The organism is Aeromonas sp. R6-2 (assembly GCF_040908155.1).
Taxonomy (GTDB): Bacteria; Pseudomonadota; Gammaproteobacteria; order Enterobacterales; family Aeromonadaceae; genus Aeromonas; species Aeromonas schubertii.
The window spans coordinates 1-15,219 of sequence record NZ_JBFODE010000034.1 but is presented as its reverse complement, the minus strand read 5'-3'; the positions used below and the strand labels follow the sequence as shown (position 1 = coordinate 15,219).

The 15,219-nt window shown below is 46.4% G+C and carries 11 protein-coding genes and 5 pseudogenes; all 16 read right to left on the bottom strand.

Going from position 1 to position 15,219, the window contains the following annotated elements:
* Nucleotides 1-484, bottom strand: a pseudogene (locus AB5Y48_RS08310) (transposase); the annotation flags it as partial.
* A 63-nt stretch (nucleotides 485-547) separates the two neighbouring features.
* Nucleotides 548-997, bottom strand: a pseudogene (locus AB5Y48_RS08305) (sugar nucleotidyltransferase); the annotation flags it as partial.
* On the bottom strand, nucleotides 994-1,809 hold the full coding sequence (rfbD, locus tag AB5Y48_RS08300; protein ID WP_368164184.1) for a dTDP-4-dehydrorhamnose reductase: 816 nt from the start codon (nucleotides 1,807-1,809) through the stop codon (nucleotides 994-996). The pseudogene AB5Y48_RS08305 and the gene rfbD, both read right to left, overlap by 4 nt.
* Nucleotides 1,796-2,860 (bottom strand): UDP-N-acetylglucosamine--undecaprenyl-phosphate N-acetylglucosaminephosphotransferase, encoded by a 1,065-nt coding sequence (gene wecA, locus AB5Y48_RS08295; RefSeq protein WP_368164183.1) that lies wholly within the window; start codon nucleotides 2,858-2,860, stop codon nucleotides 1,796-1,798. The genes rfbD and wecA overlap by 14 nt, the downstream gene beginning before the upstream one ends.
* A gap of 795 nt (nucleotides 2,861-3,655) precedes the next feature.
* Nucleotides 3,656-3,757: pseudogene (locus tag AB5Y48_RS08290) on the bottom strand (IS5/IS1182 family transposase); the annotation flags it as partial.
* Between the two features lie 270 nt (nucleotides 3,758-4,027).
* Nucleotides 4,028-4,915 (bottom strand): glycosyltransferase, encoded by an 888-nt coding sequence (locus tag AB5Y48_RS08285; RefSeq protein ID WP_368164186.1) that lies wholly within the window; start codon nucleotides 4,913-4,915, stop codon nucleotides 4,028-4,030.
* 36 nt (nucleotides 4,916-4,951) lie between these two features.
* The gene (locus tag AB5Y48_RS08280) at nucleotides 4,952-6,376 is read right to left on the bottom strand and encodes a phosphomannomutase (RefSeq protein ID WP_368164182.1); all 1,425 of its coding nucleotides are present in this window, start codon (nucleotides 6,374-6,376) and stop codon (nucleotides 4,952-4,954) included.
* Between the two features lie 30 nt (nucleotides 6,377-6,406).
* The gene (locus AB5Y48_RS08275) at nucleotides 6,407-7,813 is read right to left on the bottom strand and encodes a mannose-1-phosphate guanylyltransferase/mannose-6-phosphate isomerase (RefSeq protein ID WP_368164181.1); all 1,407 of its coding nucleotides are present in this window, start codon (nucleotides 7,811-7,813) and stop codon (nucleotides 6,407-6,409) included.
* 4 nt (nucleotides 7,814-7,817) lie between these two features.
* Nucleotides 7,818-8,297, bottom strand: a complete 480-nt coding sequence (locus AB5Y48_RS08270) for a GDP-mannose mannosyl hydrolase (protein WP_368164179.1) — start codon at nucleotides 8,295-8,297, stop codon at nucleotides 7,818-7,820.
* Complete coding sequence (locus tag AB5Y48_RS08265; protein WP_368164177.1) at nucleotides 8,294-9,271, bottom strand: GDP-L-fucose synthase family protein; 978 nt, start codon at nucleotides 9,269-9,271, stop codon at nucleotides 8,294-8,296. Before AB5Y48_RS08265 ends, AB5Y48_RS08270 begins: the two co-directional genes overlap by 4 nt.
* A gap of 3 nt (nucleotides 9,272-9,274) precedes the next feature.
* Nucleotides 9,275-10,381, bottom strand: a complete 1,107-nt coding sequence (gene gmd / locus AB5Y48_RS08260; protein ID WP_368164175.1) for a GDP-mannose 4,6-dehydratase — start codon at nucleotides 10,379-10,381, stop codon at nucleotides 9,275-9,277.
* Nucleotides 10,382-10,406: 25 nt separating this feature from the next.
* Complete coding sequence (locus tag AB5Y48_RS08255) at nucleotides 10,407-11,570, bottom strand: glycoside hydrolase family 99-like domain-containing protein (RefSeq protein ID WP_368164173.1); 1,164 nt, start codon at nucleotides 11,568-11,570, stop codon at nucleotides 10,407-10,409.
* Entirely contained in the window at nucleotides 11,554-12,288 is a 735-nt protein-coding gene (locus tag AB5Y48_RS08250) for a glycosyltransferase (RefSeq protein ID WP_368164171.1), read from the bottom strand. The genes AB5Y48_RS08255 and AB5Y48_RS08250 overlap by 17 nt, the downstream gene beginning before the upstream one ends.
* Before the next feature lie 10 nt (nucleotides 12,289-12,298).
* Nucleotides 12,299-13,555, bottom strand: a complete 1,257-nt coding sequence (locus tag AB5Y48_RS08245) for a hypothetical protein (protein ID WP_368164170.1) — start codon at nucleotides 13,553-13,555, stop codon at nucleotides 12,299-12,301.
* Between the two features lie 196 nt (nucleotides 13,556-13,751).
* Nucleotides 13,752-14,271: pseudogene (locus AB5Y48_RS08240) on the bottom strand (IS5 family transposase); the annotation flags it as partial.
* Nucleotides 14,264-15,219, bottom strand: a pseudogene (locus tag AB5Y48_RS08235) (IS3 family transposase); the annotation flags it as partial. The pseudogenes AB5Y48_RS08240 and AB5Y48_RS08235, both read right to left, overlap by 8 nt.

Here is a 15,219-nt window from a genome sequence, read left to right as displayed (position 1 = left end):
CGCCCCTTGGCGGCGGCAAAGGTCTCGGCTACCTGAACGTCCAGTTGATGTCGCATCTGGGCTCGAGCAGAGACTATGCCCTGTCTGGTCCGCCAGGCATAAAAACCGCTGCGGGCCACACCCAGGATGCGGGTCATGGTGGTCACCTTGAACTGCCTGATATGCTCGGCTATAAAGGCGTACTTCACTTCAGGTGTTTGGCAAAGTACGCGGCGGCTTTTTTTACCAGGGCCAACTCTTCTGCTTGCTCAGCCAGTTGGCGCTTGAGTCGGACATTTTCGTCGGCGAGTTGCTGCTCGCGCTCCCCCGTATCCATGAGTTGCTTGGCCTTGGTGCGCCAAGCGTAGAGCTGGGCTTCTTTGAGGCCTAATTGAGTGGCAGCCTTACTCATTCCGACGCGCTCGGCCAGAGCCAAGGCTTCTTCCTTGTATTGCTGAGAGTAACGGATTCTGGGTATTTTCTGTTCGATCGTTGCTTTGGTCATGATGTACCTCTGTCAGTGATTTTACTCACTTAACCAGGTGTCCATCGAGAGTGGGTTAGATCAGGGATCATCCACCCGATAGGCAAATACCCGAGCCCCTATAGTATCAGCCATCGCCAACCTCAGCTGCGCTGGCAGCTCTGCCCCATAGAACAGGTTGTCGCCCAAGATTAAACAGACCGAGGCGCCTGCCAAAAAAGACTCGGCAATCAGTAGTGATTCGGCCACCCCTCCCGGGGTAACCTGTTCCGCATATGAAAAACGCATTCCCCACTGATGCCCATCCCCAAGCAAATGCTGGAATCGAGGCAAATCCAATGGCGTACTAATGATCAGGATCTCACGAATGCCCGCCAGCATCAGCACTGACAAGGGGTAGTAAATCATTGGCTTATCATAAACTGGCAGCAACTGCTTGCTGATAACCTGTGTGGCAGGATAAAGCCGCGTAGCAGATCCCCCGGCCAATATCACTCCCTTACGGGACGGCTCATCGGAAAGAGAGTTACTCATAACGCCTCCTTTGAAAGCTTACCTAATGTGGCCATAACCCCCTCTTGCCAGCAGGGTAACGTCAGACCAAAGTTGCGTTCAAAATGATCCACATCGAGCCTCGAATTTAAGGGACGTTTCACCAGACTGGGATAATCGAACCAACTGACCGCACCAGACGCCGTGACATGATAAAGCCCCTCCAATTCAGGCTCAGCCAAGACTCGCTCTATGGCTTGCAGTGTCACCTCGGCCAACATCATCGCCGAGGTAGGTGCCCCAATCTGATCGCGCACTATTTGCAATTCACCGCGCTCTTGCGCAAGACGCAGCATGGTCTTGAGGAAATTGTCGCGCCACGGGCTGTGCAACCAGCTGGTGCGGATAATCAGATGTCGGCAACCGCTGGCCATGATGGCCTGCTCACCCGCCCACTTGCTGTGGCCGTAAACATTGAGCGGCGCGGGGTCATCGAATTCTCGCCACGGGCGATCGCCGCAGCCATCAAAGAGATAATCGGTCGAGAAGTGCACCAGCAAGGCATTATGCTGCTTGGCCAACGCTGCCAACCGAGCCACCCCATCCCGATTCACCTCCCATGCCAATGCGGGCACGAGCTCTGCCCGCTCGACATCGGTAAATGCGGCGGCGTTGAGAATGACCATGGGCAGCGAACTCGGCGCATCATTGCCAAGCTCGGATAACCCCACACTGGCAAACGCACGGCGATCTTGCTCCACCAGCGTCAGCCAAGGCATGGTTGCTATTTGGCTTGAAATCGCCCTGCCCAATTGCCCGGTCGCCCCATACAGCCAGACACTAACGAGGGTCATTGAGGGTTGCCAACACACCACGTTTACGCAGCCAGGCCAACATGCGCCAGATCGAATTGAGCCCCCAGAAATAGAGTGCGAATATACCAGCAAAGAGCAACAAGCTGACCAATTCGGGCATATCGAACTGTTCCAGCGCGATCCCGATAACCGCACAACAGATTGCCAACGCACAGATAAAACAGAGCGCCTGGTGCGATGACAAACCTGCGCGTAAACAGATATGGTGCAAATGCTCTCGATCGGGTCTAAAGGGCGAATGGCCCTTGCGGATCCGGCGTACCATGATGGCCACCATGTCCATTAACGGTATGGCGATAAGCCAAAGTGCTGTCACCGGGTTCATCTGCGCTTTTGGCCCTTGCGTGCCCTGCAACAACACCCAAATCACGGTAAAACCGACCAACATGCTGCCGGCATCGCCCATAAAGACTTTGCGTTTCCCCCCAAAAGGAAACCCGAGATTCAACATGATATATGGGATCACCACAATCATCATCAGCAAACAAAAACGAGCCAATGGCAGCTGACCATCCAGGTAATTGAGATAAGCAAGCCCGCCAAAGGTGGCTAAAGTCAACCCACCAAGCAAGCCATCAATGCCATCGACCATATTAAACGCATTTATTGCCCCCAATACGGCAAATACGGTCACGATATAACCCATTGGCCCCAATACCAACTCATGACCAAACAGCAGACCACCTAAACTCTTGAGCGAGAGGCCCGCGCCAAAAATCATGGCGCAGGAGATTAATATTTGAACGACCAACCGAATGCGATAATCGACATCGTACTTATCATCGATCACCCCCATCAGCACCAATACCGACGCACACAGCACATAAATATCAGATTTGTTTAACAGCGTTGGTTGCACCCATAGCGCTAACATCAAGGTCAGATAGATTGCAATTCCACCAACCAGCGGAATCACCCCTTGATGCTGCTTGCGGCCATTGGGTCGATCGACTAAATTTATTTTCTTGGCCAGCTTGCGCAATAAAAACAAAAACAAGAAGGCTGCAACAAAAAAACAGATATATTCCATTGTCATCATCCTGAGAGCATACTTTATTTATGTTGCTTAACATAAAACACATTAAAAATATAATCTGCCGTCCCCAAATAGAACATACACATCTATCTTGGCAATTACACGAACATTATTAGGAATAAAACGAAAACATGCTACTATAGGTAGTTTGCATTAGAAATATCGGAGAGGATTTAATCATCTAAATGTGCCTATAAAAACACTGTTATGATGGAGAACATATAGACCCGATAGCGCAAGAAGCGATGCCTTGGTCAATATCAACAGACAGACCACAAAAGCACATACCAAGGTATTAAACCAGTCAACCAAAATTCCCAGTCCCAGCGCTCTATGGCGGGCAAACACACCGCCAGCAAGGCCCCGAAGATGAACAGGGCAGGAGGGCTGAATAATACACGCTCATACCAGCGTGAGTGACGGCGTTGGTAGCTCACTAAGTGCCTCAAATAATCAGTAAAAACATCCACAAAAAGAGATATGGAGTGTACGCCTTATCGACAAAAACCTCAAATTTAGATAGTGATGGTAAGTTGTAAATAAATCCGCCATCTAAACTAGAAAAAAATTTATCAGCTATTTCATTTCGACTAACCCAATTCGCCCCATCCTTAATAAATTTTTTGATTACTGATTCGCGATTACAAGATGATTAACCAATCAGTAATCTATACCACAGTAATCACCATCTGCTTCAAGGTATACTACCAGAACAACAAGCGATAATAATTTCCTCATTGCGGCTTGCTGATGATCATCATTTTTTCATTGCTTCCCCCCCTGCCAGGCTTCACCGACCTGGACATTGTAATTTCTTAGATTCAATTTCGCGCGGGTGAGTTGTTTGAAACGATATATTGCGGTCTCGGCTTTTGAACACTGATGGTAGCCATAAGTAAATTCAGATAATACGTGCAATGCCCATGGTGCATAGAAGAGAAGAAGCCAACCGCTGCTTCTAATACGCTTCATCCGCCAAAGAAACAAAGCTATACATCATGAGGATTTCGCTTGGACCCACCGGTCAGGCACTCTAGGTCGCTGGACTCAGATGGTCATGCTCATGAATGTGATGACAGTTCCAGATTTAGTCAACAACACCCCATTCTTGAACTTGAACTTGAACTTGAACTTGAACTTGAACTTGAACTTGAACTTGAACTAAAAAATATTAAATAGCAAAACAAAAGCTAAAGCACATCTATCTCGAAATCGTCTTCTCAATTTGCCAATGTGAACCAAAAGATAAATATTGCCAATGTAGTTATCATTTAAACCTATTTTATATATAGGGCTATCTTGCAACCCGAGATGAATGGCAATATTAGTGACCTGCTGACGATACCATTTATCTTTGATTAATTTTAAGCGTTTTTTGGCCGCCCAAAAACTGTTATTTGTTCCAACTTGATTAGTAGCATGTTGGCGATACAACATCGAGGGTTCAGGGTCGATAAACCAGCTGTAACCTTGGCTACGGGCAAAAGCATATAGCAACCAGTCGTGCAGTGCGATATCTTTATTAATTTGCTCATAGCGCTCTTCTAACCATGTTTTAAATTGCACGGCAACTTCACGTTTAAAAACATAAGTGCAACCAGGGCCGGCAGCTTCAAATAAAAAATCCCACTCCCGTTGTGGCTGCGCTTTATCAATCAACACTTCACGACCATCCTCCCAAAATGCAGTTACATTGGCAGAGTAACAGTCGTATTGCTGAAGTTTTTCGATGCCTTTAGTTAGTTTACCATCTAACCAAATATCGTCTTGATCGCTAAAACAAACATAATCATAACCACTTATGTCTGTATCTTTTAACAACCTATAGAAATTTTTACCTGCGCCTCCAAATTGCTCACCATACGGCAACAAAATGATATTTTGATGTTTTTCAGCATAAAGTTTACAAATTGTAAACGTGTTATCATTGCTCAAATCAACACTAATCACAAGATCAATATTTTTTTGCTGCAAAATAGATTCAAGTTGCGCAGAGATTAAAGAACTACCATTGTATGCTGCAAGTAAGATTAAAGATTTTCCATTCATCTGATTCACTACAACCTCCTTTAAACCATGATGATGTCAAGCATTTTCTCTAGTCAAGTTAGTTAGTACTCTGGACACTAGTTTTAGTGCAATTTTCATACAGCTAGCCTCAGCATAGCAACGCAGTTCGGGGGCATTACCCGAGGGGCGCAGGTGAATAATGCAGCCGTCATTTAAGCTCAAGCGCAAACCATCAGTAGTATCTATCGACATCACCTGAACGTCATTAAAGCCAAGCTTAACTAACAAGGTTTGAGTATCGTTAAGGCCGTCAGCCAATATCGCCTGGCTACGAGCAGCGGCAAAATTTTGAATTCGGTCAGAATGGGTATAACGGGCAGGTAAGGCCTTTACCAAAGGTGAAATCGTCCCCTTGCCCGCAGCCGCTAATAGCATTAAAAACGGCAGCACAGCATCACGGGTTGGCAAGGCCGCCAGAGGTTTACCTTCCAATGTAATATCACTACCTAATAGGAAACCGCCATTAGCTTCAAAGCCAGCAATGCGAGTGTAATCTTTAGCCAAATGAGCAAACTCGGCGATGACATAGGGCGAGCCAATCTTGGTCAGTTGCACTTTGTTAAAGCGGCCGCAATTGGCAATCACGGTATTGCTGCTAACCGGAATGGCTAACGCCTCAATATGTAATGCGCTGGCACACAATAAACCCAATATATCACCGCGTAGCCATTCACCGTTTTCGTCAGCGACCAAGGGGCGATCACCATCACCGTCGGTTGAGAAAATTGCATCCAGTTGGTATTGAGCAGACCACAACCTTGCCTTGGCTTTATCTTCTTCGCCCACGGCTTCAGTATCTATCGGCACAAACTGATTACTACGATCAATGCGAATAACCTCAGCACCTAATGATTCAAATAGTGGTGCATAGAGTTCACGACCGGCACTGGAGTGCTCATAAATACCGATCCGCTTACCCGCCAGCATATCGGCCGCAAACAAAGAGGCATAGCGGGCACAATAACTTTCGGCCGCCCGTGGGCTGGCAATCAATTCAGGCAACACCGATAGGTTGTCAAACTCAACCTCAGCGGCCAAAATCGCTACTTCATCGGCTTTGGTGATCTCGCCATCGGGTCGATAAAATTTCAGGCCGTTACGATCAAACGGAATATGACTACCCGTGACCATGATGCACGGCAGCTTGTCTTGCATCGCCTGATTCGCTAGTGCCGGAGTTGGGATCACTCCGTAATAAATAGGTTCCACCCCAGCTTGCATTAATGCAGCAGCGCAAGCCTGCGCCATGGCATAACTGCTTGGGCGGTTATCAATCGCCAACGCTAATTGCTTGGGGGCAAACTCTTTGCGCAATACATAAACAAAGGCACGAGTAAAAGCTGCACACACTTCGGGAGTAAATTCGATGACCAAGCCACGGGCGCCGCTGGTGCCAAATTGCACACCACTCGTGCCAATTACATTTTTTGTATTAAACATTAGCTGCCATCCAAATAATACACATGCTCATCAATAGCCCACTCCGGTAGATGGAATACGCACAATATCATCTTCCCCAAGATAAATACCGCTACGAACCTCAATCATCTCAAGCGGGATTTTTCCTGGGTTTTCAATGGCGTGTGCCACTCCAAGTGGAATATAGGTAGATTGGTTTTCGGATAACAAAAAGCTTTCTTCACCTCGCGTCACCCGTGCCGTGCCAGAAACAATAATCCAGTGTTCAGCGCGGTGGTGGTGAATTTGCATCGCGGTTTTTTGGCCGGGTTTCACCATCAACTGTTTAACGTGATAACGCAACCCATCGGCAATTGCATCGTGGCTACCCCAAGGGCGAAACACTTCGCGGTGTTGCAATTGTTCGGGACGATTAGCTGCTTTTAACTGATTGACGATGCCTTTGATCTCTTGCACTCGGTCTTTATGCGCCACTAACACCGCATCTTTGGTTTCAATGACCACCACATCATCAATGCCGACCGTAGCAGTTAAGCGGTGCTGGGCATAGATAAAGCTGTTGTGAGTCTGCTCGGTTAATACATCACCGTGCAGCACATTGCCTTGCGCATCTTTGTCACTCACTTCCCACAGGGCAGACCAAGAACCGACATCACTCCAGTTGGCATCCAGCGGCATCACCACTGCATTGGCGGTTTTTTCCATCACCGCATAGTCGATGGAATCATCCGGGCAAGCGGCAAAAGAATCTGGATCAAGCCGGATAAAATCCAGATCATCTTGCGCTAAGGCCAGCGCTTGATCACAGGCCGCCAACATGGCGGGGTTATGCTGTTTAAGCTCTTGCAGATATACAGAGGCTTTAAACAAGAACATACCGCTGTTCCACAGATAACGGCCATCGCTCAGATATTGCTTAGCGGTGGTCAAATCAGGTTTTTCGACAAATGCTGCGACCGTGCTGGCGTCGTGGCCCACGTCACGTCCCTGCTGGATATAGCCATAACCGGTTTCTGGCGCGGTGGGCACTATGCCAAAGGTGACCAACTTGTACTGTTCGGCCAAGGGAATCGCCGCTTGCACCGCTTGGCAAAAGGCGGCTGGTTTGGCGATCACATGGTCTGCGGCCAGCACTAGCAATAAGGGATCGTCCCCTTGTGCGCAGGCATGTAGAGCGGCGATAGCCACCGCTGGTGCAGTGTTGCGGCCAAACGGCTCTAGCGCAATCCCGCTGTGTTGCAAATGCCCCTTGCGAAGCTGCTCAGCCACGATAAAGCGGTGTTCTTGATTGCAGATGATGAAAGCCGGCTGATGCGCCAGCGGGCTTAAGCGCTGCAATGTCTCTTGCAGCAGGGTGGCCTCACTGGTCAGGGATAAGAATTGCTTGGGGAACAGAGTGCGTGACAAAGGCCACAGGCGAGTGCCAGAGCCCCCGGCCATTACAACTGGCAGTATCATGGCATTACGTCCTATCTAAAAAATAATCTTTGGTGTGTTGGTGCACACTTGGGTCTTGTAGCAAGTCAGCCACCTCAAACCAACGGTATTGGTCGTGCTGGCTGATGGGCAAAGCGTCTTGCTGCCCTTGCCACGCCAATTCATACCCCAGCACCACGTAATGGGTAGTGAACTCGGTCCCGGAGAAGTTATCGGCATAAAAGTGCTCATAGGGCCCAAGTAGCCGGGCGCTCTCGCGACTCGCGGCCAGCCCCAACTCCTCTTGAGTCAAGCGCCAAAACGCCGCATCCAAGCGCTCGTCTTTGCGCACCCTACCACCGGGCACAAACCAATATCCTTGCGCCGGGCGATTTAAGCGCCGCCCCAGCAACACTTGGCCTTGGCCATTTCGCACAATCAAATCCAGCGAGATAAGTGGCGTTGCCGCCACTATCTGTTGAAATTGCACCTTGTCTAACCAAGGGCTTGGCTGATGTTGGCTCATTGACGAAAATCATCCTGATGTGCCAGGTACCACTGATAAGTCAGGGTCAAGCCTGCCTCTAACGAATAGGTATAACGCCAGCCCAAATTGGCCAACCGGCTGACATCCATCAACTTGCGCGGGGTGCCATCGGGTTTAGTGGCATCAAATACCACCTCACCGGCAAAACCGACCACCTTGGCCATAGTCTCTGCCAATTCACGAATGGTGCAATCCACCCCGGTGCCCACGTTGATGTGCGACAGCATCGACTCGGTATTGGCCTGATAAATGTCATCGGCCAGCTCCATCACATGCACGCTAGCGGCGGCCATATCATCGACATGCAAAAACTCACGCATCGGCGTACCGCTGCCCCACACCACCACTTCGCTGTCACCACGCAACTTGGCATCATGAAAACGGCGCATCAGGGCCGGGATCACATGGGAGTTTTCCGGGTGAAAGTTGTCGTTTTCGCCATATAGATTGGTGGGCATCACACTGCGATAATCGCGGCCATATTGGCGGTTATAGGATTCACACAGCTTGATGCCGGCGATCTTGGCAATCGCATAGGGTTCGTTGGTAGCTTCCAGCGTGCCGGTCAGCAGGGCTGCTTCTGTCATCGGCTGCTGCGCCAACTTGGGATAAATGCACGATGAACCCAAAAACAGCAGCTTTTGCACCCCGCCCAGATGAGCACCATGGATGATGTTGCACTCCATCATCAGGTTTTCAAAAATAAACTCTGCGGGGTAGCTGTTGTTGGCATGAATACCGCCCACCTTGGCGGCCGCCAAATAGACCTGATCGATGCGCTCGTATTGGAAGAACGCCGTCACCGCCTGCTGGGAGGTTAAATCCAGCTCGCTGCGACTACGCACCAGCAGTTCTACATCCGCACGCTGGCTTAACTGACGGCAGATGGCCGAGCCGACCATGCCCCGATGACCCGCGACAAATATCCGCTGTTTAGCCTGTTGCGCTGTCATCAATCAGTTCTCCACCGACAGGGAAACATCAAAGCCATGGGCTTTGAGCAAAGCGTGCTGTTTCGCTTGCTGCAAATCATTTGCCACCATCTCGGCGCACATCTCTTCTACGGTGATCTCGGGCACCCAACCCAGCTTGGCCTTGGCCTTGGCCGGATCGCCGAGCAGGGTTTCAACCTCGGATGGGCGGAAGAAACGCTCATCGACCTTAACGATCACATCGCCCACTTTCACGCCTGGGGCGTTATCACCACTGATGGCGCTGACGGTGGCGATTTCATCCACCCCTTCACCACTAAAGATCAGCTCGATGCCCGCCTCTTTAGCCGACATGCGCACAAATTCACGCACCGAGATCTGCTTGCCGGTGGCGATCACAAAATCTTCAGCCTGGGTTTGCTGCAGCATCATCCACTGCATGCGCACGTAATCTTTGGCGTGGCCCCAGTCGCGCAGCGCATCCATATTGCCCAGATACAGGCAGCTTTCAAGACCCTGGGCAATATTGGCGACGGCGCGGGTGATCTTGCGAGTGACAAAGGTTTCACCACGGCGTGGCGATTCGTGGTTAAACAAAATGCCGTTACAGGCATACATGCCATAGGATTCGCGATAATTCACGGTGATCCAGTAGGCATACATCTTGGCCACCGCATAGGGTGAGCGTGGGTAGAACGGGGTGGTCTCGCGCTGCGGGATCTCTTGCACCAAACCATACAGCTCGGAGGTGGACGCCTGATAGAAGCGGGTTTTTAGCGCCAAGCCATTCACCCGGATCGCCTCAAGAATACGCAGGGTGCCGATGGCATCAACATCCGCAGCATACTCCGGTGATTCAAAAGAGACGGCCACATGCGACATGGCCGCGAGGTTATATACCTCGTCTGGTGCAATCTCCTTGATAAGCCGATTAAGGTTGGAACTATCAGACAAGTCACCATAATGCAGGGTGATGTTGTCGCTCATCTGGCGCAGATGATCGATACGCGAGGTGTTATAAGAGGAGGCGCGACGAATTAAACCGTGTACCTGATAGCCCTTTTCAACCAACAGCTCAGCTAAATAAGAACCATCTTGGCCAGTGATGCCGGTGATTAATGCTACTTTCATATTACCCTTCATATAATTATTTAATTTAACAAGATTGATTAATTCGAAGACTTTTAATTTTTTCTAAATATTGATAACCATAAACACTATCAGGTTCTAGATATGTTCCTTCAGACCATTCATTCCAAGCGTTGATAAAAAAAAGTCTTTTGTCTTGGCCAGAGCCAAGACAACTTGTTTTGTCTAAAAGCAATTTAAATTTCTCTGCAAAAACATCTGGGCTTGCTCCATGGTAAACTTTTGATTTATTTTTGTAGCGAGGAGTGTTGTCCCAATCGACAAAGCAACCGTAAAAATTGAAACCTTTTGGATTCGTTAATGCCCTTTGCTCACATTTATTCACTAAAACATCCCATACTGCTTGATAATCAACAATTTCATAGCTGGAAAGTTTATATCTGAGCTTAGTGATTTTATTCAAAATACTTTCAGGTAAGTATCTAAGTGGTTGAAAAATTTTAGATGCAAAAAAGGACTTCTTTTTAAATGAGTCAGAGTTATAAGAATAACGAGGTTCAAAGTTAACTTCAGAGTTATAAATATCCGTTGATGAGCCTATTGAAAATGGACTAACCATAACAGAAACAATATGAAGCCCAACCCCCATTTTAGCTTCTAATTCTTGATTCCAAAATGAAAACATCTCTTGAGCGCAAGTGATTAAATGAGGGTTATAGACGACAAAAACGGGTTTACCATCTAATTTTAAATGACGAGGATCAGACCAGGCCTGATATAAGTAATCGAAATGTAACTTCCATAAGGTAACATCGTTAGCATGTGTTTGCTTAAATATACAAACATCATCTTCACCGACCCATCTTTTTGACCAAGACTCATTTGCCCATGTAAGGCAAAACTCTAAATCGATATCTTTATTTTTTAGAAAATTCTCTAATGGTTTTTCTAACGTCAACTTCCCATCAAACCAATAGTGATAAAAAGAAAAGCCATCCACTCCATACTTTTTTGCTAATGCCGCCTGTTCGTATATCACTGCAGGCTCAGATTGCACATAATACGTAGCATTGAGGGGAACTCGTGGTTGTCTATGATTATCGAATAACTTAACCGATGTTTTTACATTATCCCAATCTGTAAAACCTTCTCCCCAATGAAAGTCATTTTCTGGAGTTGGATAAAACTGTGGAAAATAAAAACAAAAAACTTTATCATTTGAATATAGCATGTTTAATCACCCCTAAAAAATATATCATATAAGCTCCCCCTCCCCAAATAAAACCATAATTATTCATAAAAATCCGGGGTTTGTCTTTAATAAACTCAACATCCATATATTGCTTACTAAAACCTGACTGGTCATTATAAGTCGCAATATCAAAACCATCATGGAATAAAAATCTATCAAACAACTTTATATTCAATGCCCAATCTGCCAAAGCTTTGTATTTTATATTGTAAGGGTTTTCTACGAGTAGTTTTGTTGGGTAGATTATCCCTTGATGACAAATGTTTTTAACTAGAAGTTTGCATAAATTGAAGTCTTTATTGTAATTTTCAATACCGCTAGACATTTGTACGTTGAAAAAATGAATTTTTGAATAAGATGAATCTCGAGAAAATACATCAACAGCCCATTTAAAATTTTTGGTAATCTTATCATCTACACCAAGAAAATAAACCCACTTTGAATTTATATGCCGAACTGATTGATTCATCGCATCATAGATGCCTCTATCACTTTCAACCTCAAAACTTAGCCAACTGAATTGACATTTGAGTTTCTCTAAAATTTTTAGTGTATTATCTGTGGAGCCTCCATCCTTAACAAACACACTAATTATTCCGTTTTCAAGCTCTTCATCCAACACCGAATGGATAGAAAGAACACAACCTTCAATGTCATTCTCTGCGTTGAAAGTCGGTATAATAATAGTTAGTAACAAGCTAATCACCTTAAAGATTTTTCAGTAATTTACATTTAAAACATGAAAAAATGACCCATGATAGATAAATAAGCAAAAAAATATATAACAATAATTGGAATGAAAGAAAATCTTGTGAATATTGCAACAAACAAACTATAGATGACACTACAACAAAAAGTCTTCGAATAAAAAAGCGTTCAATATTTAACACAATCAAAACAAACAAAAAAATGCAAAATGGAATAAATGAAATAAAAAACAGATTAAATATTGCCCCCCCCTCCTCAGAGTAGAGCACAGCTAACGAAACCAATGATGCATTAGCGCCATTACTAGAAGTAACACCGTTCATCAATCCGTATAAATAATTACCGATTGGCGGATTTACTGGAGGCTCCCCCAATAAAGCAGCATAAGAACGAAATGACTCCTTTAAGAACATGCTCAAAGATGGATCTGTAATTGTATACCTATAATCAAATGCAAGAGCCCTTGCATCGTTGACAAGGAAGAACCGATTAAATATCAAATTAACAAACTCAGAATATGTGATACCAATAAACTCTGATATAAAAACCATGCTAAATAAAAACAAAGAGATGAAAAAAAAAGTAAAGATTAAAATCTTAAATTTAGATGGCCTAAACTTTTTATAATCAATAATGGAAACAATCTGAAACAAGATAAGAAAAAACATCCCCTTCGAACCAGATAGAACACTCAACAAAAAAACTAAAAACAAAAATAACAAAATCACACTTGAAGTGTTTGAATTAACTTGCAGCCGTTTTGAAATCAAAACACCAGTAAAAAAAATAAATAAAAATGAAGCATACGTAAAATATTTGTACGATGCATTTTCAGACAAATATGAAACCCTAGAAGAATTTGAAAATATACCATACGACGAACTTAACAACAATGGCAAGTTAGTAACCAAAACCAAAACAGAAAATAAAAATATATATTTATCATACTGCTCACAAGATATTTTCCGGTAATCAAAACCCATTATAAACTTACAAAACAACAGTGCCACAAAAAACAAGGTAATTATTTCAACATATATTGAAGCAAGCACATCAAACTTATTAATTTGCAATTCAGAAAATAACGCCGCAGTTAAAAAACCAATCGGAAGTATGCTTGAGTAACTAAATAAGAAAAGTCTAATTGAATATCCAAACGCTTTTTTTACCCCACTGAATAAAGCTATTATTATATAAGCATATAAAAATCCTAATAGTACCGTTATTAACTTTGATTCAAATATATATATGTACATAGTTACTAGGTTGTCACTTTTTGGCCACTAAATGGCCATATTGAACAAACGCATTTCAGCACAGTTTAGGTGATAAAAATCAGAGGATAGCTCTGCACCTCACAATGTCTGAGACAGTGTAATGCGGCTTTCAGATGAGATTTTCAGGCTCATGGTGAGCTTAACCAGAGAAAGATTCTTTTATTCAACAACGCCTCTTGCGTCGAAAAGGGTTTAGCAACGTCGGTAACTCCTCGTTATCCGCCACCGTCTCCAGGCTGACTTCGGCAACTTGTAGCATCCACCGCCAGGTGAAGCTTGCACCACACTCCTCGCTTCTCCTTGCCGTGTTTGCGAATTTTCCATTCACCTTCGCCATAGACCTTGAGGCCGGTGGTATCAATGACCAGTTGAGCTACTAGGCCTTGACTGGGGAGGCGGTACTTGATGTCAACGATCTTAGCGCGTTTGCTAATACAGCTGTAGTCTGGCGACAACAAAGACACCGTCATCAGTTGTAATAACGAGTTAATGAAGCTTTCCAAGACGCGCAGCGGCAGCTTGAACAAGCCTTTTAGCATCAGGGCCGTCTCAATGGCGGTGTCACTGTAGTGGAAACCCCGCCCTCGGCGACCATGATGGACCTAGCAATGCCACAGCTTAATGGCTTGTGTGTCCATCCAAATGGTCGAACCGCGTTGATCTGACCCAGCAATCGTGGACACCGGGTTAAGCAGCTACCTTCTCAAATTCCTCTGGGGTTTGGTAACCCAGAGTGCTGTGCAGGCGATGTCGATTGTAATCGACCTCTATGTACTCGAATACCCTTTCCCGCATCTGGGCTCGGGTCGTGAACCGTTCGCCATGGATCGCTTCCACCTTCAATGAATGAAAGAAGCTCTCCGAGCAGGCATTGTCATAGCAGTTGCCTTTGGCGCTCATGCTGCAGTGCAGGCCGTGGGCATTCAACAACGCTTGATAATCATGGGAGCAATACTGGCTGCCCCGGTCGCTATGGACGATGACCCCCCGGGGATTCTGACGTCGCTCCAGCGCCATCTGCAAGGCATCGCAGACCAACTGGGCCGTCATGCGCTCAGACATGGCCCAGCCGATGACACGGCGGGAATAGAGGTCCAGCACCACCGCCAGATAGAGCCAGCCTTCGTCGGTCCAAAGGTAAGTGATATCACCGGCCCACTTCTGGTTGGGGGCGCTGGTACTGAAGTCCTGTGCCAGCAGGTTGTCGGCCACCGGCAGGTTGTGCCGACTCTGGGTGGTCGCCTTGAACTTGCGTGCCGCTTTGGCTCGCAATCCCTGACGTTGCAGGCTCTTGGCCACTGTCTTTCGGTTATGCACTACGCCCTGTTTCGCCAGGATTTTGGTGATACGGATAGCCCCACTGCGCCCCTTGGCGGCGGCAAAGGTCTCGGCTACCTGAACGTCCAGTTGATGTCGCATCTGGGCTCGAGCAGAGACTATGCCCTGTCTGGTCCGCCAGGCATAAAAACCGCTGCGGGCCACACCCAGGATGCGGGTCATGGTGGTCACCTTGAACTGCCTGATATGCTCGGCTATAAAGGCGTACTTCACTTCAGGTGTTTGGCAAAGTACGCGGCGGCTTTTTTTACCAGGGCCAACTCTTCTGCTTGCTCAGCCAGTTGGCGCTTGAGTCGGACATTTTC